This window comes from Sphingomonas sp. SORGH_AS_0950 (assembly GCF_030818415.1).
Taxonomy (GTDB): Bacteria; Pseudomonadota; Alphaproteobacteria; order Sphingomonadales; family Sphingomonadaceae; genus Sphingomonas.
The window spans coordinates 1,217,712-1,239,704 of the sequence record NZ_JAUTAE010000001.1; the positions used below are offsets into that span (position 1 = coordinate 1,217,712).

At 65.7% G+C, this 21,993-nt stretch carries 28 protein-coding genes; 5 read left to right on the forward strand and 23 right to left on the reverse strand.

Features of this window, described 5'->3' with window-relative positions; translation table 11 throughout:
• Window positions 1-5: 5 nt before the first annotated feature.
• The 20 genes from nuoL to QE385_RS05205 all read right to left on the reverse strand — a co-directional run bounded on the left by nuoL (window position 6) and on the right by QE385_RS05205 (window position 16,782).
• Window positions 6-2,114 carry an NADH-quinone oxidoreductase subunit L gene (gene nuoL / locus QE385_RS05110; RefSeq protein ID WP_373424633.1) on the reverse strand — a complete coding sequence of 703 codons (2,109 nt, stop codon included), beginning with the start codon at window positions 2,112-2,114 and terminating at the stop codon, window positions 6-8.
• Between the two features lie 5 nt (window positions 2,115-2,119).
• Window positions 2,120-2,428: an NADH-quinone oxidoreductase subunit NuoK gene (gene nuoK / locus QE385_RS05115; RefSeq protein ID WP_007404079.1), complete on the reverse strand. Its 309-nt coding sequence runs from the start codon at window positions 2,426-2,428 to the stop codon at window positions 2,120-2,122.
• Window positions 2,425-3,036, reverse strand: a complete 612-nt coding sequence (locus tag QE385_RS05120) for an NADH-quinone oxidoreductase subunit J (protein WP_307099708.1) — start codon at window positions 3,034-3,036, stop codon at window positions 2,425-2,427. Before QE385_RS05120 ends, nuoK begins: the two co-directional genes overlap by 4 nt.
• Before the next feature lie 49 nt (window positions 3,037-3,085).
• On the reverse strand, window positions 3,086-3,571 hold the full coding sequence (gene nuoI / locus QE385_RS05125) for an NADH-quinone oxidoreductase subunit NuoI (protein WP_042483186.1): 486 nt from the start codon (window positions 3,569-3,571) through the stop codon (window positions 3,086-3,088).
• Window positions 3,568-4,623 carry an NADH-quinone oxidoreductase subunit NuoH gene (gene nuoH / locus QE385_RS05130; RefSeq protein ID WP_307099710.1) on the reverse strand — a complete coding sequence of 352 codons (1,056 nt, stop codon included), beginning with the start codon at window positions 4,621-4,623 and terminating at the stop codon, window positions 3,568-3,570. The genes nuoI and nuoH overlap by 4 nt, the downstream gene beginning before the upstream one ends.
• Window positions 4,620-6,638, reverse strand: a complete 2,019-nt coding sequence (nuoG, locus tag QE385_RS05135; protein WP_307099712.1) for an NADH-quinone oxidoreductase subunit NuoG — start codon at window positions 6,636-6,638, stop codon at window positions 4,620-4,622. Before nuoG ends, nuoH begins: the two co-directional genes overlap by 4 nt.
• The gene (gene nuoF / locus QE385_RS05140; RefSeq protein WP_307099714.1) at window positions 6,638-7,948 is read right to left on the reverse strand and encodes an NADH-quinone oxidoreductase subunit NuoF; all 1,311 of its coding nucleotides are present in this window, start codon (window positions 7,946-7,948) and stop codon (window positions 6,638-6,640) included. The genes nuoG and nuoF overlap by 1 nt, the downstream gene beginning before the upstream one ends.
• Window positions 7,948-8,622, reverse strand: coding sequence for an NAD(P)H-dependent oxidoreductase subunit E (locus tag QE385_RS05145; RefSeq protein ID WP_307099716.1), 675 nt, complete (start codon window positions 8,620-8,622; stop codon window positions 7,948-7,950). Before QE385_RS05145 ends, nuoF begins: the two co-directional genes overlap by 1 nt.
• Entirely contained in the window at window positions 8,622-8,927 is a 306-nt protein-coding gene (locus tag QE385_RS05150; protein ID WP_307104568.1) for a nuclear transport factor 2 family protein, read from the reverse strand. Before QE385_RS05150 ends, QE385_RS05145 begins: the two co-directional genes overlap by 1 nt.
• Before the next feature lie 41 nt (window positions 8,928-8,968).
• Window positions 8,969-10,204, reverse strand: a complete 1,236-nt coding sequence (locus QE385_RS05155; RefSeq protein ID WP_307099718.1) for an NADH-quinone oxidoreductase subunit D — start codon at window positions 10,202-10,204, stop codon at window positions 8,969-8,971.
• Window positions 10,201-11,037, reverse strand: coding sequence for an NADH-quinone oxidoreductase subunit C (locus tag QE385_RS05160; protein ID WP_307099719.1), 837 nt, complete (start codon window positions 11,035-11,037; stop codon window positions 10,201-10,203). Before QE385_RS05160 ends, QE385_RS05155 begins: the two co-directional genes overlap by 4 nt.
• A complete protein-coding gene (locus QE385_RS05165; protein WP_373424634.1) occupies window positions 11,034-11,618 on the reverse strand; it encodes an NADH-quinone oxidoreductase subunit B family protein in 585 nt (194 codons plus the stop codon). The genes QE385_RS05160 and QE385_RS05165 overlap by 4 nt, the downstream gene beginning before the upstream one ends.
• Window positions 11,609-11,983 (reverse strand): NADH-quinone oxidoreductase subunit A, encoded by a 375-nt coding sequence (ndhC, locus tag QE385_RS05170; RefSeq protein WP_307099722.1) that lies wholly within the window; start codon window positions 11,981-11,983, stop codon window positions 11,609-11,611. Before ndhC ends, QE385_RS05165 begins: the two co-directional genes overlap by 10 nt.
• A 195-nt stretch (window positions 11,984-12,178) precedes the next feature.
• Window positions 12,179-12,991 carry an inositol monophosphatase family protein gene (locus QE385_RS05175; RefSeq protein ID WP_056438117.1) on the reverse strand — a complete coding sequence of 271 codons (813 nt, stop codon included), beginning with the start codon at window positions 12,989-12,991 and terminating at the stop codon, window positions 12,179-12,181.
• Window positions 12,992-13,118: 127 nt separating this feature from the next.
• The gene (gene efp, locus QE385_RS05180) at window positions 13,119-13,682 is read right to left on the reverse strand and encodes an elongation factor P (protein ID WP_007403968.1); all 564 of its coding nucleotides are present in this window, start codon (window positions 13,680-13,682) and stop codon (window positions 13,119-13,121) included.
• Between the two features lie 72 nt (window positions 13,683-13,754).
• The gene (locus tag QE385_RS05185) at window positions 13,755-14,366 is read right to left on the reverse strand and encodes a M23 family metallopeptidase (RefSeq protein ID WP_307099724.1); all 612 of its coding nucleotides are present in this window, start codon (window positions 14,364-14,366) and stop codon (window positions 13,755-13,757) included.
• A gap of 133 nt (window positions 14,367-14,499) precedes the next feature.
• Entirely contained in the window at window positions 14,500-15,183 is a 684-nt protein-coding gene (gene thiE, locus QE385_RS05190; RefSeq protein ID WP_307099726.1) for a thiamine phosphate synthase, read from the reverse strand.
• Window positions 15,184-15,287: 104 nt separating this feature from the next.
• Window positions 15,288-16,196, reverse strand: coding sequence for a class I fructose-bisphosphate aldolase (locus QE385_RS05195; RefSeq protein WP_307099728.1), 909 nt, complete (start codon window positions 16,194-16,196; stop codon window positions 15,288-15,290).
• A 32-nt stretch (window positions 16,197-16,228) separates the two neighbouring features.
• Window positions 16,229-16,555 carry a type II toxin-antitoxin system PemK/MazF family toxin gene (locus tag QE385_RS05200; RefSeq protein ID WP_261268150.1) on the reverse strand — a complete coding sequence of 109 codons (327 nt, stop codon included), beginning with the start codon at window positions 16,553-16,555 and terminating at the stop codon, window positions 16,229-16,231.
• The gene (locus QE385_RS05205; protein ID WP_307099731.1) at window positions 16,552-16,782 is read right to left on the reverse strand and encodes a ribbon-helix-helix protein, CopG family; all 231 of its coding nucleotides are present in this window, start codon (window positions 16,780-16,782) and stop codon (window positions 16,552-16,554) included. Before QE385_RS05205 ends, QE385_RS05200 begins: the two co-directional genes overlap by 4 nt.
• Before the next feature lie 119 nt (window positions 16,783-16,901).
• On the opposite strand from QE385_RS05205, the gene QE385_RS05210 reads away from it, so the two are divergent.
• Entirely contained in the window at window positions 16,902-17,420 is a 519-nt protein-coding gene (locus QE385_RS05210; RefSeq protein ID WP_373424635.1) for a TlpA family protein disulfide reductase, read from the forward strand.
• 38 nt (window positions 17,421-17,458) lie between these two features.
• Here the strand turns inward: QE385_RS05210 and pgk are convergent, their stop codons facing one another.
• The 3 genes from pgk to gap are packed head-to-tail and all read right to left on the reverse strand — an operon-like array spanning window position 17,459 to window position 20,144.
• Entirely contained in the window at window positions 17,459-18,661 is a 1,203-nt protein-coding gene (gene pgk / locus QE385_RS05215; protein ID WP_307099734.1) for a phosphoglycerate kinase, read from the reverse strand.
• Complete coding sequence (locus tag QE385_RS05220) at window positions 18,658-19,134, reverse strand: MOSC domain-containing protein (protein WP_307099735.1); 477 nt, start codon at window positions 19,132-19,134, stop codon at window positions 18,658-18,660. The genes pgk and QE385_RS05220 overlap by 4 nt, the downstream gene beginning before the upstream one ends.
• Window positions 19,134-20,144 (reverse strand): type I glyceraldehyde-3-phosphate dehydrogenase, encoded by a 1,011-nt coding sequence (gene gap / locus QE385_RS05225; protein WP_307099737.1) that lies wholly within the window; start codon window positions 20,142-20,144, stop codon window positions 19,134-19,136. Before gap ends, QE385_RS05220 begins: the two co-directional genes overlap by 1 nt.
• A gap of 203 nt (window positions 20,145-20,347) precedes the next feature.
• On the opposite strand from gap, the gene QE385_RS05230 reads away from it, so the two are divergent.
• The 4 genes from QE385_RS05230 (at window position 20,348) to QE385_RS05245 (ending at window position 21,804) form a co-directional block, all read left to right on the forward strand.
• Window positions 20,348-20,545 carry a hypothetical protein gene (locus QE385_RS05230; protein ID WP_307099739.1) on the forward strand — a complete coding sequence of 66 codons (198 nt, stop codon included), beginning with the start codon at window positions 20,348-20,350 and terminating at the stop codon, window positions 20,543-20,545.
• Complete coding sequence (locus QE385_RS05235; protein ID WP_307099741.1) at window positions 20,545-20,865, forward strand: cell division protein ZapA; 321 nt, start codon at window positions 20,545-20,547, stop codon at window positions 20,863-20,865. The genes QE385_RS05230 and QE385_RS05235 overlap by 1 nt, the downstream gene beginning before the upstream one ends.
• A gap of 205 nt (window positions 20,866-21,070) precedes the next feature.
• Window positions 21,071-21,604, forward strand: a complete 534-nt coding sequence (locus QE385_RS05240; protein ID WP_307099743.1) for a 5-formyltetrahydrofolate cyclo-ligase — start codon at window positions 21,071-21,073, stop codon at window positions 21,602-21,604.
• Window positions 21,601-21,804 carry a DUF2842 domain-containing protein gene (locus QE385_RS05245; protein ID WP_307099744.1) on the forward strand — a complete coding sequence of 68 codons (204 nt, stop codon included), beginning with the start codon at window positions 21,601-21,603 and terminating at the stop codon, window positions 21,802-21,804. Before QE385_RS05240 ends, QE385_RS05245 begins: the two co-directional genes overlap by 4 nt.
• Window positions 21,805-21,993: the final 189 nt, after the last annotated feature.

Genomic DNA, 21,993 nt, shown 5'->3' on the forward strand with positions numbered 1-21,993 from the left:
CGCGATCAACCCAAAATGGCCCAGGTGACGGCCGCGGTCAGGCCGATCAACATGACGAACGCATAGCTGTAAAGGTATCCCGTCTGGAAGCGCGCCGCACCCTTGCTGCCTTGCTGGATAAGCCAGGCAACGCCGTTGGGGCCGAAGCGGTCGATCGTCTTCTCGTCGCCACGGTGCCACAGGAACCGGCCGATCGCGAAAGCGGGGCGCACGAAGAGGAAATGGTAGATCTCGTCGAAATACCATTTGTTGAGGAGGAAGCGGTACAGGATGCGGAACTGGTCCGCAAACTTGGCCGGGAATTCCGGCGCACGGATATAGGTCAGATACGCGGTCAGCAGACCGAGCAGCATCACCACCGTCGCCGACAGCTTCACCCACACCGGCACGCCGTGCATCGAGTGCATCAGGTGCTCGTTGAAGGCGATCGCGCCCTTCCAATAGGTCTCGCCCGCCTCCGGCTCGATGAACCAGCCGTGGAAGACGAAGCCCGCCGCGATCGCGCCGATCGACAGGACGATCAGCGGGATCAGCATGACCAGCGGGCTTTCATGCGGGTGATAGCCGCCGGTGCCCTCGGGCATATCGGCATGGCCCGCACTGTGGACGTGCGGCTCGTGACCGGCATCTTCCGAATGCGCGTCATTGTGGTGCGCATCATGAGCCGCCCCGTGCGCATGATCGTCATGGCCATGGCCATGCGCGTCATGGATCGCGTGCTGGATATGCTCCGACCCGGTCCAGCGCGGCTTGCCCCAGAAGGTCAGGAACATGAGGCGCCACGAATAGAAGCTGGTCAGCAGCGCGGCGATCACGCCCGCCCAGAAGGCGAAGCCCGAACCACCTGCATAGGCGACCTCGATGATCGCGTCCTTCGAGTGGAAACCCGCGAAACCGAACGCCATCGGATTGCCGAACAGAGCCGGGATACCGACGCCGGTGATCGCCAGCGTGCCCATCATCATCGCCCAGAAGGTGAGCGGGATGTGGCGGCGCAGGCCACCATAATAGCGCATGTCCTGCTCGTGATGCATCGCATGGATCACCGAGCCCGCACCCAGGAACAGCAGCGCCTTGAAGAAGGCGTGCGTGAACAGGTGGAACATCGCCGCGCCGTACGCGCCGACGCCGGCCGCGAAGAACATATAGCCGAGCTGCGAACAGGTCGAATAGGCGATGACGCGCTTGATGTCGGTCTGCACCGTGCCAACGGTCGCGGCGAAGAAGCAGGTGCAGGCGCCGATCACGGTGATCACGCCCAGTGCGGTCGGCGACGTCTCGAACATCGGCGACAGGCGGCACACCATGAACACGCCCGCGGTCACCATGGTCGCCGCGTGGATCAGCGCCGACACCGGGGTCGGGCCTTCCATCGCGTCCGGCAGCCAGGTGTGGAGACCCAGCTGCGCCGACTTGCCCATCGCACCGACGAACAGCAGCAGGCAGAGCACGGTCATCGTGTCGAAGCGATAGCCGAGGAACCCGATGGTCGACCCCGCCATGGTCGGCGCGGCCGCCAGGATTTCCGGGATCGACACCGTCTTGAACACCAGGAAGGTGCCGAAGATGCCGAGCATGAAGCCCAGGTCGCCGACGCGGTTGACGACGAACGCCTTGATCGCGGCCGCATTGGCCGAGGGCTTACGGAACCAGAAGCCGATCAGCAGGTAGGACGCGAGACCCACGCCTTCCCAGCCGAAGAACATCTGGACCAGATTGTCCGCCGTCACGAGCATCAGCATCGCGAAAGTGAAGAGGCAGAGATAGGCGAAGAAGCGCGGCTGATCCGGCTCCTCGCTCATATAGCCCCAGCTATAGAGGTGGACGAGCGCCGAGACGCTGGTGATGACCACCAGCATGATCGCGGTCAGCGAGTCGACGCGCAGCGCCCAGTCGACCGACATGTCGCCGCTGGTGATCCAGTGGAGAACCGGCGTGACCGTCGCGACATTGGCGCCCGACAGATAGCCGATGAAGATCGGCCAGGACAGCGCACAGGAAATGAACAGCGCGCCGGTCGTGACGACCTTGGCGGGCACGTTCCCGATGGCCTTGTTGCCGAACCCCGCAATGGCGGCGGCCAGCAACGGCAGGAAGACGATAGCGAGGATCAACCCGATTACCCCTTCATCCGGTTGACGTCGTCGACCGCGATGGTGCCGCGGCCACGGAAATAGATGACCAGGATCGCCAGACCGATCGCCGATTCACCGGCGGCCACGGTTAGCACGAACATGGCGAAGACCTGTCCCACCAGATCCTGAAGCGCGGCCGAGAAGGCGACGAGGTTCAGGTTCACGGCGAGCAGGATGAGTTCGATCGCCATGAGGATGACGATCAGGTTCTTCCGGTTGAGGAAGATACCCAGCACCCCCATGGTGAACAGGATCGCTGCGACGACCAGATAATGGACGAGACCGATCGTCACAGTTCCACCCCCTGCCCGATGGGCTGATTGATGTTGCGGATCGCCTCATGCGGCTGACGCGCATTCTGCTTGGCGATGTTCTGCGGACGGACGCCGCCGCGCTTGCGATGCGTGAGTACGATCGCGCCGATCATCGCGACGAGCAGGACCAGGCCCGCCCCTTCGAAGATGAACAGGTAACGCGTGTACAGCAGGTTGCCGATCGCCTGGATGTTGGACACCTCGGGCGCGATCGGGGCCGCACGGGCCGCCAGCTGCACGCCGCCGACGCTCCAGGCCTGGAAGGCGATGATGACCTCGGCCAGCAGGGCGACGGCGAGTGCCAGGCCCAGCGGCAGATAGCGCGCAAAGCCCGCCCGCATCGCCGCGACCTCGATATCGAGCATCATGACGACGAAGAGGAACAACACCGCGACCGCGCCCACATAGACGATGACGAGCAGCATCGCGATGAACTCGGCCCCGCACAGCACCATGAGGCCCGCGGCGTTGAAGAACGCCAGGATCAGCCACATGACCGAGTGCACCGGATTGCGCGACGCGATCGTGAACCCTGCGGACACGATCACCATGGTCGCGAAAATATAGAAGGCGATAGCCTGTATCACTGCCTGTCAGGCCCCTTTTCTGTCCGCCCCGAACCGTTGGTCGCGGGCTTTAACGGTACGGCGCATCGGCGGCAAGGTTCGCCGCGATCGCGCTTTCCCAGCGGTCACCGTTATCGAGCAACTTCGACTTGTCGTAGATCAGCTCTTCGCGGGTCTCGGTCGAAAATTCGAAGTTCGGACCCTCGACGATCGCATCGACCGGGCAGGCCTCCTGGCACAGCCCGCAATAGATGCACTTGGTCATGTCGATGTCGTAGCGCGTCGTGCGGCGGCTGCCGTCGTCGCGGGGTTCCGCCTCGATCGTGATCGCCTGGGCGGGGCAGATCGCCTCGCACAGCTTGCACGCGATGCACCGCTCCTCGCCATTGGGGTAGCGACGCAGCGCGTGCTCGCCCCGGAAGCGCGGAGAGATGGGGTTCTTCTCGAACGGATAGTTGATCGTCGCCTTCGGCTTGAAGAAGTAGCGAAGGGTCAGCGCGTGCCCCTTCACGAACTCCCAAAGCGTAAAAGCCTTGACGTACTGAGCGACGCTCATGCCGGAACTCCCACGCGCGCATACATCAGCACGCCAGACACCAAGAATACCCAGAACAGCGACACCGGCAGGAACACCTTCCAGCCCAGCCGCATCAGCTGGTCGTACCGATAGCGCGGTACGGTCGCCTTCACCCACGAAAAGACGAAGAAGAAGAAGCACATCTTCAACAGCAGCCAGACGATGCCCGGCACGGCATAAAGCGGCGCCCAGTCGAGCGGCGGCAGATAGCCACCCCAGAACAGGATCGCGTTCAGCGCGCACATCAGGATGACGTTGGCATATTCCCCCAGCCAGAACAGCGCGAACGACATCGAGCTATATTCGGTCTGGTAGCCCGCGACGAGCTCCGACTCCGCTTCGGTCAGATCGAACGGCGCGCGCTGCGTCTCGGCCAGTGCCGAGATGAAGAACATCACCGCCATCGGGAACAGTAGCGGGTTGAGGAAGAAGCCGTTGACCGGAATTCCCAGCACGCTCTTCTGCGCCTCGACGATGTCCGTCAGGTTGAAGCTGCCCGACCACATCACGACCGAAATCAGGATGAAGCCGATCGCGACTTCATAGGACACCATCTGCGCGGCCGCACGAAGCGCCGAGTAGAAGGGATATTTCGAGTTCGATGCCCAGCCCGACAGGATCACGCCGTACACGCCCAGCGACGAGGCGGCGAGGACATAGAGCAGGCCGACATTGATGTTGGCGACGACCACGCCCGGCTGGAACGGCACCACCGCCCAGACGATCAGCGCGACCGTGAAGGTGATGATCGGCGCCAGCAGGAACAGCCCGCGATTGGCGGCGGCCGGAACGATGGTTTCCTGAAGGAAGACCTTCAGACCGTCGGCGAAGGACTGGAGCAGACCGAAGGGGCCGACCACGTTCGGACCACGGCGCAGCGCCATTGCCGCCCAGATCTTGCGGTCGACATAGATGACCATCGCGACCGCCAGCATCAGCGGCAGCGCGATCGCCAGAATCCCGACCAAGGTCGCGATCGTCCAGGCCCAGCCATAAGGAAGGCCGAGCGTCGTGTTGAAAAACGCGGTCACTCCGCTGCCTCCGCATAGCTCTCACCATGGACCAGTTCGGCCGAGCAGCGCTGCATCGTCGGGCTGGCGCGGCAGATCGCGTTGGTGAGGTAGAAGTCCTTGATCGGATAGCCCTCGATCGTTCCGCTCGCGGTCGCGTTCAGCGACGGCGCGGCCCAGTCGAAGGTGACGAGACCGACCTGGCCCAGCGCGGGAACCTCGGCGGCCATGGCGGCGCGGAGTTCGTCCAGCGTGTCGAACTTCAGGGTCTGGCCCAGAACCTCGGACAGCGCACGGAAGATCGTCCAGTCGTCGCGCGCGTCGCCCGGTGCGAACACCGCGCGCTCGCCGCGCTGCACCCGGCCTTCGAGGTTGACCCAGGTGCCCGACTTTTCGGCATAGGTCGCGCCCGGCAGGATGACATCGGCGTGATGCGCACCCTTGTCGCCATGATGGCCGACGAACACCTTGAAGCTGCTGCCGAACTTGGCGAAGTCGACCTCGTCGGCGCCCAGGAAGAAGGCGAGCTTCGGCGCGGCCGCGACCACGTCAGCGATACCGCCCTTCTGCGCATAGCCGAGCATCAGCCCGCCCATGCGCGCGGCCGCCATGTGGACGACATTATAGCCGTTCCAGGCCGAGCCGTCCTCCAGCGTCCGCACCAGATTGAACTGGTCGACCAGCTTCAGGCTCGCGCCATGCGCGCCCTTGATCGCACCGCCACCGAGGATGACCATCGGACGCGCGGCCTTGCCGAACAGCTCGGTCACCGCCTCGGGCAGGTTGCCCAGCACCGACAGGTCGGCGCCCAGCCACTCGACCTTGTAGGTCAGGTCGGTTTCGGGACCGATTGCGAAGACCTTGGCGCCCTTCTTGATCGCCTTGCGGATACGGGTGTTCACCAGCGGCGCTTCCCAGCGCAGATTGGTGCCGATCAGCAGGATCGCATCGGCGCGCTCGACGCCCGCGATGGTCGTGTTGAAGTTGACCGCGGCCAGGCTCGACGTGTCGTAATCCATGCCGGTCTGACGGCCTTCGAGCAGGCTCGAACCCATCTTGGCCAGCAGCGCCTTGGCGGCGAACATCGTCTCGCAATCGACCTGATCGCCCGCGATGGCGGCAACGCTCGAACCGGCGTTCACGTCACGGATCGCGGCAAAGGCCTCGTCCCAGGTCGCGGGCACCAGCTTGCCGTCGCGGCGGATGAACGGACGGTCGAGACGACGACGGACCAGGCCGTCGATCGCGTGACGCGTCTTGTCGCTCGCCCACTCCTCGTTCACTTCGTCGTTGATGCGCGGCACGCAGCGCAGCACCTGACGACCACGGCTGTCGAGGCGGATATTGGTGCCGACCGCGTCCATCACGTCGATGGCGAGCGTCTTCTTCAGCTCCCAGGGACGCGCCTCGAACGCATAGGGCTTGGACGTCAGCGCGCCCACCGGGCACAGGTCGACGACATTGCCCGACAGCTCGCTCGACACCGCCTGTTCGAGATAGGAGGTGATCTGCATGTTCTCGCCGCGATAGATCGCGCCGATTTCCTCCACGCCCGCGACCTCTTCGGCGAAGCGGACGCAGCGGGTGCACTGGATGCAGCGGGTCATGACCGTCTTGACGATCGGACCCATATACTTCTCGGTGACGGCCCGCTTGTTCTCGTCATAGCGGCTATGGCCCTTGCCATAGGCCATGGACTGGTCCTGCAGGTCGCACTCGCCGCCCTGATCGCAGATCGGGCAGTCCAGCGGGTGATTGATCAGCAGGAATTCCATCACGCCTTCGCGCGCGGCCTTCACCATGGGGGTGGTGGTGAAGATTTCCTGATTCTCCGCCGCCGGAAGCGCACACGACGCCTGCGGCTTGGGGGGCCCAGGCTTCACCTCGACCAGGCACATGCGGCAATTGCCCGCGATGGACAGCCGCTCATGATAGCAGAAGCGCGGGATTTCCTTGCCCGCAAGCTCGCAGGCCTGCAGCACGGTGGCGCCCTGGGGCACCTCGATCTCGACGCCGTCGACTTTGACCTTAGGCATTATTCGGCAGCTTCCATCATCGGGGCGTTGCCGCCCGTCTCGCCTTTGCGTTCGCGAATGCGGCGTTCCATCTCCGGGCGGAAGTGGCGGATCAGGCCCTGGATCGGCCAGGCCGCCGCGTCACCGAGCGCGCAGATGGTGTGGCCTTCGACCTGCTTCGTCACCTGGAACAGCGTGTCGATCTCGGACACATCCGCATCGCCGGTGCGCATCCGTTCCATCACGCGCCACATCCAGCCGGTGCCTTCACGGCACGGCGTGCACTGGCCGCAGCTCTCATGCTTGTAGAAATAGGACAGACGGCTGATCGCGCGGACGATGTCGGTCGACTTGTCCATCACGATCACGGCCGCCGTGCCGAGACCCGATCCGACCGCCTTCAGGCCGTCGAAGTCCATCGGCGCGTCCATGATCTCGGCGGCGGGCACCAGCGGCACCGACGAGCCGCCCGGGATCACCGCGAGCAGATTGTCCCAGCCGCCGCGAATGCCGCCGCAATGCCGCTCGATCAGTTCGCGAAACGTGATCGACATGCTTTCCTCGACCACGCAGGGTCGGTCGACATGGCCGGAGATCTGGAAGAGCTTGGTGCCCTTGTTGTTCTCGCGCCCGAAGGAGGAGAACCACTCGGCGCCGCGCCGCAGGATCGTCGGCGCGACCGCGATCGACTCGACATTGTTGACCGTGGTCGGGCAGCCATAGAGGCCAGCCCCCGCCGGGAAAGGCGGCTTGAGGCGCGGCTGGCCCTTCTTGCCCTCCAGGCTTTCGATCATCGCGGTCTCTTCGCCGCAGATATAGGCGCCCGCGCCACGATGGACGAAGACGTCGAAGTCATAGCCCGAGCCACAGGCATTCTTGCCCAGGAAGCCCCGGTCATAGGCCTCGGCCACGGCTGCGAACAGCGTCTCGGCCTCGCGGATATATTCGCCGCGGATATAGATATAGGCCGCCCGCGCGCGCATCGCGAAGCCCGCGACCAGCGCGCCTTCGATCAGCTTGTGCGGATCGTGGCGGATGATCTCGCGGTCCTTGCACGAACCCGGCTCGGATTCGTCGGCGTTGATGACCAGGAAGCTCGGCCGATCGGGGCGCGGTTCCTTGGGCATGAAGCTCCACTTCATGCCGGTCGGGAAGCCCGCACCGCCGCGCCCGCGCAGACCCGACGCCTTGATGACGTCGATGATCTTGTCCTGGCCCAGCTCCAGCAGCGCCTTGGTATTGTCCCAATCGCCGCGCTTCATCGCCGCGTCGACGTTCCACGGCTGATAGCCGTAGAGATTGGTGAAAATGCGGTCCTTGTCAGCGAGCATTATGCGCCCCACTCCCCGCGATAGTCGTGATTGTCGCCGACCATGGCGGTCAGCGTGGTCGGACCGCCCAGCGGCTCGACCGTGTGGCGACCCGGCTCCTGCGTGCCGGTCTTGGGGCTCTCGCCGCGTGCCAGCGCTTCCAGGATCGTGACCGTGCGGTCGTAATCCAGATCCTCGTAATTGTCGTCGTTGATCTGGACCATCGGCGCGGAGGCGCAATTGCCCATGCACTCGACCTCGGTCAGCGTGAACAGGCCGTCGGGCGTGGTCTTGCCCTTGATCAGCCCCTTGTTCTTGCACGCCGCCAGCACGTCGTCCGACCCGCGCAGCATGCACGGCGTCGTGCCGCACACCTGGACGTGATAGCGGCCGACCGGCGCCAGGTTGAACATCGTGTAGAAGGTCGCGACCTCATAGATGCGCATATAGGCGACGCCCAGTTGGCGCGCGACGAACTCGATCACCGGCACGGGCAACCAGCCCTGCGTCTGCGTCTCCGCCCCCACCTGGCGCTGGGCCAGATCGAGGAACGGGATCGAACAGGACTGTTCGCGACCCTTGGGATAGCGCGCGAGAATCTCGTTCGCCTTCTTCTGGTTCTCGTCCGTCCAGGCGAAATTGCCCCAGCGGGCGCGGACTTCGGCCTCGTCGGGAATGATGGCTGCGTCGGCCATTAGCGAATGAACTCCACGCGCGACACCTTGTCGTTCTCGAAGGAATAGATGGACATGACCTCGAACGCCTCGCCGCCCGGCGTGCGTTCGACCTTTTCATGCAGCAGCACGGTCTCGCCGAACGCCTGGTCGGCGAGGATCTCGGCGCGGTTCTGCGGGAACTGCGCGAACATCGCCTTCAGCCCCGAACGCACGCCCTCGCGCCCGTCGCGCAGGACGGCGCCGCGATAGCCCGCTTCGCAGGCATCCTCGGTCATCAACGCGACATAGGCGTCGGCGTCCTGCGCATTGTAATGCGCGATCATCTCACGAGCGATCGCGACGCGCCGGGCGGTGTCGACTCCGCTCAACGGTCGCACTCCCCGAACACGATGTCCATCGCGCCCAGGATCGCGGTCGTGTCGGCCAGCATATGCCCCTTGGACATGAATTCCATGGCCTGGAGATGGCTGAACGCGGTCGGCCGGATCTTGCAGCGATAGGGTTTGTTCGATCCGTCGGAGACGAGATACACGCCGAACTCGCCCTTGGGGCTTTCGGTCGCGACATACACCTCACCGGCAGGGACGTGATACCCTTCGGTATAGAGCTTGAAGTGGTGGATCAGCGCCTCCATCGAGCGCTTCATCTCACCGCGCTTGGGCGGTGCGACCTTGCGATCGCTGGCCAGCACGGGGCCTTCGGGCATCTGCGCCAGGCACTGCTTCATGATCCGGGCCGACTGGCGCACTTCCTCGACGCGCACCATGAACCGGTCATAGCAGTCGCCGCTGGTGCCCACCGGCACGTCGAAGTCGACCTTGTCATAGGCGTCATAGGGCTGCGACTTGCGCAGGTCCCACGGAATGCCCGAGCCGCGGATCATCGGGCCGGAGAAGCCCCACTTGATCGCGTCCTCGCGGTTGACCACCGCGATGTCGACGTTGCGCTGCTTGAAGATGCGGTTGTTGGCGACGAGGCCGATCGCATCCTCGAAAAGCTGCGGCAGACGGGTGTCGAGCCAGTCGGCGATATCGGTCAGCAGCTTGAGCGGCACGTCCTGGTGGACGCCGCCGACGCGGAAGTAATTCGCGTGCATGCGCGCGCCCGAGGCCCGCTCATAGAAGTTCATGCAGTCTTCGCGAATTTCGAACAGCCACAGGTTCGGCGTCATCGCGCCGACGTCCATGACGTGGCTGCCGATGTTGAGCATGTGGTTCGAGATGCGCGTCAGCTCGGCGAAGAACGTCCGCAGATATTGCGCGCGCAGCGGCACTTCCAGGTCGAGCAGCTTCTCGACCGCGAGCACATAGCTGTGCTCCATGCACATCGGCGAGCAGTAATCGAGGCGGTCGAAATAGGGCAGCGCCTGCGAATAGGTCTTGTACTCGATCAGCTTCTCGGTGCCGCGATGCAGCAGGCCGACATGCGGATCGACCCGCTCGACGATCTCGCCGTCCAGCTCCATGACGAGGCGAAGCACGCCGTGCGCCGCCGGATGCTGCGGGCCGAAGTTGATCGTATAGTTCTGGATCGACACGTCGCCCGTGGTCGGGTCGACGGCGTCGGTCTTGTGGAGCAGTTCGTCGACGTAGTCGCTCACTGATTCTGTCCTCCACCCTTGCCCGGCACGACGTCCGGATCCTGGGGCTTGCCCTCGGCCTTGTTGCCCGGATGCGGTTCGCCCGCGCCCGTCTGCTTGGGGCTTTCGGTAGTCTTCACATCGGCGGCACGCGGCGCGGCGGTCTTGTCCGGTTCGGCACCGGCCTTCTTGACCGCATCGGCGCTGGCCGGGGTCTGCGCGCCCTTGCCTTCGGGCTGCGCGCCCTTCTCGTCGCCGGGAAGCACATATTCGGCGCCTTCCCACGGGCTCTGGAAGTCGAAGTTGCGGAAGTCCTGCGCCAGCTTCACCGGCTCATAGACGACGCGCTTCTCTTCTTCCGAGTAACGCAGCTCGGTATAGCCGGTCAGCGGGAAGTCCTTGCGCAGCGGATGGCCGCGGAAGCCGTAATCGGTCAGGATGCGACGCAGGTCGCTATTCCCTGAGAACAGCACGCCGTACAGGTCATAGACCTCACGCTCCAGCCAGCCCGCGACCGGCCACAGGCCCGTCACCGACGGCACCGGCTTGTCCTCGTCGGTCGAGACATGGACGTGCAGGCGGTGGTTGCGGGTCAGCGACAACAGGCAATAGACCACCTCGAAACGCTCGTCGCGCTCCGGATAGTCGACGCCCGCAATCTCCATCAACTGCTGATATTCCAGCCCCTTGGTGTCGCGCAGGGCGATCATCGCGGGGACCAGATTCGCACGGTCGACGACCAGCGCGACCTCGCCGACATGCTCGCGCGCGTCGAGCAGCCAGGGGCCGAGTGCGGCGCGCGCCGCGTCGATCACGCCGTCGTTCGCGGCGAAACGGGGAGCAGGCGCCCTCACCGTTCGATGCTCCCGGCACGGCGGATCTTCCGCTGCAACTGCATCACGCCGTACAGCAGCGCCTCGGCGGTCGGCGGGCAGCCGGGGACATAGATGTCCACGGGCACGATCCGGTCACAGCCGCGCACCACCGAATAGCTGTAATGGTAATAGCCGCCGCCATTGGCGCAGCTGCCCATCGAGATGACGTATTTCGGGTTCGACATCTGGTCGTACACACGACGCAGCGCCGGGGCCATCTTGTTGCACAGCGTGCCCGCCACGATCATCACGTCCGACTGGCGCGGAGAGGCGCGCGGCGCGGCGCCGAAGCGCTCCAGATCGTAACGCGGCATGTTCACGTGGATCATCTCCACCGCGCAGCACGCCAGACCGAAGGTCATCCACCAGAGCGAGCCGGTGCGCGCCCACTGGAACAGCTCCTCGGTCGAGGTGACGAGGAAGCCCTTGTCGGTCAGCTCGCCGTTCAGCCCGTCGAAAAAGCCCTGATCGGGCTGAATGACGGCCTGGCCATCATGGGCGGGTCCGCCATGGGCCTGCGGCTTGAACTCAACCGGACCGGAGTGAAGATTTACTCCCAATCCAACGCTCCCTTCTTCCACGCATAGACGAGACCCAGCGCGAGCTCGCCGATGAAGATCATCATCGAAAACCAGGCGGTCCAGCCGAGGCTGAACACGCTGACCGCCCAGGGGTACAGAAACGCCGCTTCCAGATCGAAGACGATGAACAGGATCGCGACGAGATAGAAACGCACGTCGAACTGGCTGCGCGGGTCTTCGAACGCGGGGAAGCCGCATTCATATTCGGACAGCTTCTGCTCGTTGGGCTTATGGGCACCCGTCAGGCGCGCCACGAGCATCGGCAGAAACACGAAGGCCGTCGACAGAACCAGGGCAACGCCCAGGAACAGGAGGATCGGCAGATATTGCGACAGATCGACCAAGTTTTTCTCTCGCAGATGCGGAACTGGATGCGATTGGCTTTAGGCCGATGGGTCGGCCGGAGCAAGCCAGCGGAGGCATGAGAATGAATCGCAAGTGAACGCCCTCACCCGCCCTCATCCTCAGATTTTCAGATGGTAATTCAGTGGCTTGAACGCAAGAGGCATGGCCCCTTGCGTTCAAATCCCACCAAATTCTTAACGCAGCGCGTTGGCCAGCAGCTTGTGCAGCTTGGAATGCAGGCCCTCATTGGCCGCCAGATACTCGCCGCGCTCGAGCGACTTGTCCGAACCGCGGAAGTCGCTGACGAAACCGCCCGCTTCTCGCACCAGCAGCATGCCCGCCGCCGCGTCCCAGGGCTTCAGGCCCGACTCCCAGAAACCGTCGTAACGACCGGCGGCGACCCAGGCGAGGTCGAGCGCGGCCGAGCCGAAGCGGCGGATACCGGCGACCTGCGGCGCGATCGCACCGAAAATGCGGCTCCATTGGACGAAATCGCCATGCCCCAGGAACGGGATGCCGGTGGCGATCAGCGCCTCCGACAGATCGCGGCGCGACGACACGCGCAGGCGGCCGTCCTGCAACCAGGCGCCCCGGCCCTTTTCGGCCCAGAAGCTCTCGTCGGTCAGCGGCTGATAGATCAGGCCGGTCGTCACCTCGCGCTTGCCGTTCGCCAGCGGCTCCTCGACCGCGATCGAGATGGCGAAGTGCGGGATGCCGTGCAGGAAGTTCGAGGTGCCGTCGAGCGGATCGATGATGAAGCGCGGCTTGGACGGATCGCCCTTGATCTCACCGCCCTCCTCCATGAGGAAGTTCCAGTCGGGACGCGCCTTCTTCAGTTCCTCGAAGACGGTTTCCTCGGCGCGCTTGTCGGCCATCGACACGAAGTCGGCGGGCCCCTTGCGGCTGACCTGGAGGTGCTGGACCTCGTTGAAGTCGCGGCGAAGACGCGGCGCGGCCTTGCGCGCGGCGCGTTCCATGATGGTGAGAAGCCCGGAGTGCGAGGCCATGATCGTCCTTTCGGTCGCGCCTCTGCATCTCGGGCGCTGGAAGTGAAAAGGCCCGCCGCGAACGACGGGCCGGGTCGGCGGATGACGGTGTCGCGCTCAAGCCGCGCCGGTCATCCGCCGATACCGATTAGTCCGCGCGGCGGACGTAGGTCTGTTCGTACACGTCGACGACGATGCGCGTGCCGCTGGCGATGTGCGGCGGCACCATCACGCGGACGCCATTGTCGAGGATGGCGGGCTTGTACGACGAGGAGGCGGTCTGCCCCTTCACCACCGCGTCGGCCTCGACGATGGTGGCTTCGATCTGGTCGGGAAGCTGGACCGAGATCGGCTTTTCCTCGTGCAGTTCCATCACGACGTCCATGCCGTCCTGAAGGAACGCGGCGGCGTCGCCCAGCAGGTCGCGCGGCAGCGTGATCTGCTCATAGCTTTCCTTGTCCATGAAGGTCAGGTCGTCACCCTCGGCGAACAGGAACTGGAAGTCCTTGGTGTCAAGGCGGACGCGCTCGACCGTCTCGGCGGAGCGGAAGCGGACGTTCGTCTTGCGGCCGTCGATGAGGTTCTTCATCTCGACCTGCATATACGCACCGCCCTTGCCGGGCTGGGTGTGCTGAATCTTCACGGCGCGCCAGATGCCGCCTTCATACTCGATGATGTTGCCGGGACGAATGTCCACGCCGCTGATCTTCATGGGTCTTCAACCTGCTGGAAAGAGCAAAGGATGCCGGGGCGTGGCGCCGCACGGCAGTCCGTGTGGCCTGCCTTAGCTCGAAGCGGTCTTTCCGGCAAGCAGCGGATAGGGATCGACCGGCTCGCCCTGCCACCAGCCGTCCCCGGCGCGCATCCAGCTGATCGCGAAATGGAGATGGGTGTTGCCCGCCCCGGCATTGCCGCTGTCGCCGACATAGCCGATCACCTGCCCCTGGCGAACCGGCGCGCCTTCCGCGATGCCCGCCGCATAGCCCCGGAGGTGCGCGTAATAGAGGCTCCAGCGGCCGTCGCGCGAGCGGATATAAAGGGTATGCCCGCCGCGATCGCTGTCGAACAGCTTCTCGATCGTGCCGGCCAGCGCCGCGACGACCGGGGTTCCGGCGGGGGCGATCAGGTCGATCCCCTCATGCTTGCGCTTGCCGCCTTCGCGCGGATCGCCCCAGTCATGATGCAGCGACCCCAGCGGATAATGCGCGATCGGCATGGCCAGCGCCGCCGAACTGCCCGCCACCGCCTGGCGGGCGGGGGCCGCGACCTCGGGCACCACCACCCGGCCCGGCCCGAAGGACAGCATCGAAAGGAAGCCGCCGACCCCGATCACGATCAGCGCCAGCATCACCCAGCCGAAGCGCGATAACGGCCCCCTGCCCCCGCTCTGCTTCATGCCCCCTCCTTCGCATCCGGCCGCCCATCCCCAAGCAAACGCGAGGAGGGACGCTTGTTTCCGAAGCGCAACGGATGGGAGGGTTCTCGACCACCCTTCGCCCCCGCCAGAGGGTGGGGGCGAAGCGGGGATATTATTTCAGCACTTCGGCAAAGGCCTTCACCGCGGCGGCCTCGTCGCCGTTCCACACCGCGCCCGACACGGCGAGGAAATCGGCCCCCGCCCGGACCAGCGGCGCGGCATTGGCCGGGGTGATCCCGCCGATCGCGACGCAGGGCAGCTCGAACAGCGTCGACCACCAAGACAGGACGACCGGTTCCGGCCGGTGCGTCGTTTCCTTGGTCGTGGTCGGGTAGAAGGCGCCGAACGCGACATAGTCCGCGCCCGCCTCGCCCGCTTCCATCGCCAAGTGGCGGCTGTCGTGACAGGTCATACCGATCTGCACCGTCGGGCCCAACACGTCACGCGCCTCGCGCGCGTCGCCATCCTCCTGCCCCAGATGGACGCCATCCGCGCCGAGCCGCTTGGCCAGGCTGATGCTGTCATTGACGATGAAGGCCACCTCGCGGTCCGCGCAGATACGCTGGAGCGGCTCGGCGAGCTTGGCGGCGGCGTGCTGGTCCATGTCCTTCACGCGGAGCTGGAACGCCGCGACCGGCCCCGCGTCGAGCGCGCGCGCCAGACGGTCGGGGAATGCCCCGGCGACGTCGAGTGGCGAGATCAGATAGAGTTGGCATGGCGGCCGCCGCATGTCGCGCACGAAGGCGCTGGCGAATTCGGGATCGAGCGGGCCGAGGGGATCGTCTTCAAGCGTCATGCCTGTCCCCCTAGCGCGTGACGCGGCGTCCGTCACCTGGGGGCGGCGCATGGTGGAATGGGCGTCCCGGTTCCCCAACCGGAACGCCCAAGCCTGCCAAGAACTTATTCCTCGTTCTTGTAGATCGCGACCAGCTTGTCGAGCATCGCCAGCGCCTCGTCGCGCGGACGCTGGAAGGTGTTGCGGCCGATGATCGAGCCGTTGCCGCCGCCGTCGCGAATGTCGCGCGCATCCTGATAGACGGCGTCCGCCCCCTTGGCCGCGCCGCCCGAGAAGACGACGATGCGACGGCCCGCAAAGCTGGACTGGACGACGTGGCGCACCCGGTCGGCCTGGTGGGACCAGTCGGTGCCCTCATAGGCGGACTTGGCCTCGGCCTGTTCGATATGGTCGGTGGGCAGCTTCACCTTGATGATATGCGCGCCGAGCTGCGCCGCCATATGCGCGGCATAGGCCCCGACGTCGAGCGCCAGTTCGCCGTCCTTGGTCAGCTTGCCGCCGCGCGGATAGCTCCAGATCACGGTGGCTAGCCCCGCCTCGCGCGCTTCGGCCGTCAGGATCGCGATCTGGTCCATCGCGTCAAAAATGCCATCCGAGCCGGGATAGATGGTGAAGCCGATCGCCGCGCAGCCCAGCCGCACCGCGTCCTGCACGCTGCCCGTCACGGCCTGCGTGATCGAGGTGCCCCAGCTGTTCGAGCTGTTGATCTTCAGGATGGTCGGGATCTGGCCCGCGAACGTATCCGCCCCGGCCTCCAGCATCCCCAGCGGCGCAGCATAGGCCGACAGCCCGGCATCGATCGCCAGCTGGAAATGGTAATGCGGGTCATAGGCGGGCGGATTGACCGCGAAGCTGCGCGCGGGCCCGTGTTCGAACCCCTGATCGACCGGCAGGATGATGAGCTTGCCAGTGCCCCCCAGCCGCCCCTGCATCAGGATACGCGCCAAATTGGCCTTCACGGCCGCCGGCGTGGCTTCGTACTTGTCGAGAATGGCCTTCACGATCGGGGTCATCGATTCTCTCCGGATTGGGTTCGGGGAATAGGTCAGAGCATCAACCAGCGGCGCAGCGCCTGGTCGACCTGCTCCATCCGGGTGGGCGAAGCATGGCCGAGCAGTTTGACGATATGATTGCGCGGGATGGACAGGATCTTGTCCACCTGCACCTCGCACTCGACGGTCAGGCCGGTATGTTCGCGCGGGGAAAAGGCGACGCGGAACAGCGCCTCGCCGCCGACGACCGAGGTCATCGGACAGACGGTGATGGTATTGTGCGTCTCGTTGTAGAGGTCGGACTGGACGACCAGGAACGGGCGGTGATCGCCCCCCTCGCCCGTCGTCGCGAGCACGATGGCGGCGTGCGAAATCTTCACGCCTCCGCCTCCTGCGCCAGCGCGTTCCAGAAGGCGAAATCCTCCGGCGTGTCGCGCTTCGACGCGCGAGTCGACTGGCGACGGGCCTCGCGGCGATACGCCTCGTCATGCAGGTCGACATAGCGCCGCACCGCCTCGCGCGCGATGTCGCTCTTGCTGCGCCCCTGCGTCCGCGCGACGGCCGCCAGCCGCTCTTCCAATTCGGTATCGAGACGAACGCCGAGCATCGCCATTCCTTCGTTTAACACGTTCAACGTAGCAAGTCCGACAAGTCGGATCAAGCGCCCTTGACGGCATAAAGTGTGCGCGATCATTCTGATGCGGGGCAGATGGGGGGAGTCTTGGGATGAGATGGTTGCGCTTCGCAGGGGCCGCGATGCTGGCCGTGACGCCCGTTGCGTCCCCGACCCTTGCCAGGTCCACGCCCAAGGTCGGCGACATAGCGCCCGATTTCGACCTGACGCTGATCGACGGCACCCATGTCCGGTTGGCGGATTTGCGAGGACAGGTAATCGTGCTGAACTTCTGGGCGACATGGTGTGGGCCGTGTCGGGCGGAACTGCCGCTGCTCGACCAATATTATCGCATCCAGGCACCGCATGGCCTGAAGGTCTTTGCGATCGCGACCGAGGATTCGCTGCCGCTCTACCGGCTGAAGCCGTTGTTCGCCGCGATGACGATGCCATCGGCGCGGCGGATCAAGGGGCCCTATGCCACGCTGGGCGCGGTGCCGACCAATTACATCATCGATCGCAGCGGGCGGGTCCGCTACGCCAAGGCCGCCGCGTTCGACCTTCAGGAACTCAACGCGCTGCTCGTGCCGCTGTTGAAAGAAACCCCGCCGCCAGAGGCGACGGGGTCGTAATTTCCCGGCGTCACCCCGGCACAGCCGGGGCGGCGATATTACCCCGCGATCAACGCGGCGACGCCTGGCAGGTCCTGCCCTTCCATCCATTCCAGGAACGCGCCGCCCGCGGTCGACACGAAGCTGAACTGCGTCCCCACGCCCGCCTGGTTCAGCGCGGCGACGGTATCGCCACCGCCCGCGACCGAGACGAGGCTGCCGTCCTGGGTCAGCGCCGCCGCCGTCTTGGCGAGCGCGACCGTCGCCATGTCGAAGGGCGGCGTCTCGAACGCGCCGAGCGGGCCGTTCCAGACGAGCGTGCGGCAGTTCTTGAGCACATCGCCCAGCGCCTCGACCGCATTGGGGCCGAGGTCGAGGATCATCTCGTCGACGGCGACCTCGTGCACGTTGACGGTGCGCGTCGCGGGGTTCGGCTTGAACTCATTGGCGACCACCACGTCATAGGGCAGGTGGACGGTGCAGCCCGCCTTGTCGGCGGCGTCGAGGATCTCCTCGGCGGTGCCGGTCAGGTCATGCTCGCACAGCGACTTGCCCACATCGACACCACGCGCGGCCAGGAAGGTGTTGGCCATGCCGCCGCCGATAATGAGGTGGTCGACCTTGCCGACCAGATGCTTGAGCACGGCGAGCTTGGTCGAGACCTTGGCCCCACCGACCACCGCCGCGACCGGATGCTGCGGATTGCCCAGCGCCTTTTCCAGCGCGTCGAGTTCGGCCTCCATCGCGCGTCCCGCGAACGCCGGAAGCTGGCGCGCCAGCCCCTCGGTCGAGACATGCGCGCGGTGCGCCGCCGAGAAGGCGTCGTTGACGTAGAAGTCGCCCAGCCTGGCGATCTGCGCCGCCAATTCGGGGTCGTTCTTCTCCTCGCCCGCGTGGAAGCGGGTGTTTTCCAGGATCGCGATATCGCCGGGGTTCAGCGTCGCGACCGCCGCCTCCGCCGCCTCGCCCGCGACATCGTCGATGAAGCGGACCGGACGGCCCAGCACGTCGCTATAGGGCTGGGTCAGCATCGCCAGCGAATATTCGGGGTTACGCTGCCCCTTGGGGCGGCCGAAATGGGCGAGGACCAGGACGATCGCGCCCTTGTCGGCCAGTTCGGTCACGGTCGCGATCGTCGCGCGCAGGCGCGTGTCGTCGGTCACGCGGCCATCGGCCATCGGCACGTTCAGATCCTCGCGGACCAACACGCGCTTGCCCTGGACATCGCCCATATCGTCGAGCGTCTTGAAGGCCTTGGTCATGATTCCTCGATCCTGATGTTATCGCCGATGCGGATCGTGCCGCCCTCGATCACGCGGGTGCATACGCCACCGCGCCAGTCGGGCCTGAGGGCCGCCTGCAATCCGTCGGCGATCGCGTCCATGCGGTGGCACGGATCGCATTCCATGGTGATTTCCAGAAGGACGGGCCCGATACGCAGCCGGGTGCCCGGAATTTGGGGAAGGTCGAAATCCTCGACCAGCAGGTTCGCACGGCGCGCCTGCCAGGGGATATCGCGGTCGATCTCGGCGAGTGCGGCGTCCCAGTCGGTCCGCTCGATCAGCGTCACCTGACGCCGTCCGCGCCCACCGGGCTTCACCCGGCCGCGACAATCGCCTTCGACGCCGCCCGCCGGGGTGACGATGGCGGTGTCGATCACCTCCATCGGCCCCTTGGGTACGGCATGGCGGGCGATGCCGGCCAGATGCCCGGTCATCGCCCGCCCCGTCGTCATCAGAGGAACTTCGCCATCGCGGTCGCGGTGTCGACCATGCGGTTCGAGAAGCCCCATTCATTGTCGTACCACGACACGACGCGCACCAGCTTGCCGTCGATCACCGCCGTCTCCAGGCTGTCGACGGTCGAGGACTGCGGCGAGTGCATCAGGTCGATCGACACCAGCGGCTCGTCCGAGAAGACCAGCACGCCCTTCAGCGGACCGTCTTCCGACGCCGCCTTCAGGATCGCGTTGACCTCTTCCTTGGTCGTGTCGCGCGCCGGGGTGAAGGTCAGGTCGACCAGGCTGACGTCGGGCACCGGCACGCGGATGGCCGAGCCGTCCAGCTTGCCCTTCAGTTCCGGCAGGACCTCGCCCACCGCGCGGGCAGCACCCGTGGTGGTCGGGATCATCGACATGGCGGCGGCGCGGGCGCGACGCAGGTCCGGGTGGATCTGGTCGAGGATCTTCTGGTCGTTGGTATAGGCGTGGACCGTGGTCATCAGGCCGCGCTCGATCCCGATCGCGTCGTTCAGCACCTTGGCGACCGGCGCCAGGCAGTTGGTGGTGCACGAAGCGTTCGAGACGATGGTGTGCTCGGCGGTCAGCTTGTCATGGTTGACGCCGTACACGACGGTCAGGTCGACATTCTTGCCGGGGGCCGAGATCAGCACCTTCTTCGCGCCCGCCGCGATGTGCTTCTCGCACGACGCCTTGTCGGTGAAGAAGCCGGTGCACTCCAGGACCAGGTCGACGCCCAGTTCCTTGTGCGGCAGGTTCGCCGGATCGCGCTCGGCGGTGACGCGGATGCGCTTGCCGTCGATCACGATGTCGTTGCCGTCGGCCGACACCTCGCCCGGATAGCGGCCATGGACGCTGTCGCGGCTGAACAGCCAGGCGTTCGACTTGGCATCGGCCAGATCGTTGATCGCGACGAGTTCCAGCGCGTCGCCGCCCCGCTCGAGGATGGCGCGCGCGACCAGGCGGCCGATGCGGCCGAAGCCATTGATTGCAACCTTGACCGTCATGCCAGCAATCTCCTGTCTTTCACGTCGGGCCGATGGCTGGACGCCCGGCCCCGGGTTCGGTGGGGGATGTAGCGGCCCGTGCCGCCGAATTCCACCGTTCGCGCTCGCCTTTCGGGGCCGATCGGGCCGCTGTCAACCGCCCCTCGGCCCCGGACGATCCAATTCCGGGTTGCCGCATGGAGCCATCCTGCTAAGCCGCATTCATGCCCGAACCCATTGTCGACGATGTCCTCTCCTCCGTCGAGCGGATCGACCGCGCGATCGCCCGGATCGAACAGGCGATCCGCACCCGCGCGGCCAAGGAAGACGCGCTCGCCCGCCGTCATGCCGCGCTGAAGGCGCGCATGGCCGACGCGGTCACCGCGCTGGACGATGTGATCAGCCGGGGGAGCGCCGCCTGATGGCCGAGGTGACGATCCTGGTCGGCGACCGTCCGCACACCGTCTATTGCCAGGACGGCGGCGAGGCGCGCGTCCGGATGCTGGGCCAGATGCTCGACCAGCGCTGGTCGGCCGCGCTGCGCGCCTCGGGCGGGCATAATGGCGAACGCGCGCTGCTCTTCGTCTCGCTGATGCTGGCCGACGCGCTGGAGGAGGCCGAGCGGCGCCCGCCCGCCGGAGCCGCGGTCAGCGAGGCTGCGCTCGCGCGGATCGCCGAGCGGCTGGAAGGGCTGGCCGATGCGCTGGACGAAGAAGGGCGATCCGGGAACGGCCGCCCTTGAGTAACGCGGAGTCCTCGCCTACATGGGTCGGCGGCGGGCTCTGCCCGGTACGAGCCACGATAATCCCTGAGGCTATTCTTCATCCAAGGGGGCTGTCCCTGCCCGGACCCTGGTCCGACGTACATGGTCCCCACCTGACGTATTGGGCGTCAGTGGATATTACGGCAAACGGCCATGGCGGTCCCGCCACCCGCTTTCTTCTGATATGACCGACAAACGTGCCCTGCGCGCCCGGATGCGGGCGGTTCGCGACGCGCATGGCCCCGGCCTGCTGCCGGTGGCACGCCCCTTTCTCGACCGGCTGCTGCCCGGACAGATCGTCGCGGCCTATCGCCCGCTGGGGTCGGAGGCCGATCCGGCCCTGTGGGTCGAGGCGGCGCTGCATGCGGGCGCGGCCATCGCGCTGCCCCATGTGGTGGACCGGGCGAGCCCGATCCGCTTCCTGCGGTGGTCGCAGGGGCAAAATCTGGCCATCGGCGCCTTCGGGCTTCACCAGCCCTCCCCCGACGCCCCAGAATGCGTGCCCGACATCATCCTGACGCCGCTGGTCGGCTTCGACCGGCGCGGCAATCGGCTGGGACAGGGGGCCGGGCATTATGACCGCGCCTTCGCGGCCCATCCCGACGCCTGGCGGGTCGGCATCGCCTGGAGCGTGCAGGAGGTCGAAGAACTGACGCCCGACAGCTGGGACGTGCCGCTCCACGCCATCGCCACCGAATCGGAATGGATCGTCCCATGACCCCCAGTTGGCGCAAACCCGCCGGAATGCTGCTGATCGTCGCGATCATCATCGTCTGGGCGATGCTGGTCGCCAGCCTGTCCGGCGTGGTCGGGGGGTGGCATTGGGTGTTGCAGCTGCTTTTCTATGTCGTCGCGGGGATCGTGTGGATCACGCCGATGAAGCCGCTGCTGCGCTGGATGGAGGGGGGACGGGGCTGAGGGGGCGCCAGGGAACCAGCCCTGCCTCCTGCCCCTGCCACCGCATCCTCGCTCCCCAACCTCGTTCGCTCAGGCTGAACGGGGGGATGGGCGTAGGAGGCGGGTTTTCCGGGAAGCCATCGGCCACGAAAACCAACGCCCGTTCGCGCTGGGCGAAGTCGAAGCGCACGCCCTGCGCTCACAACCAAA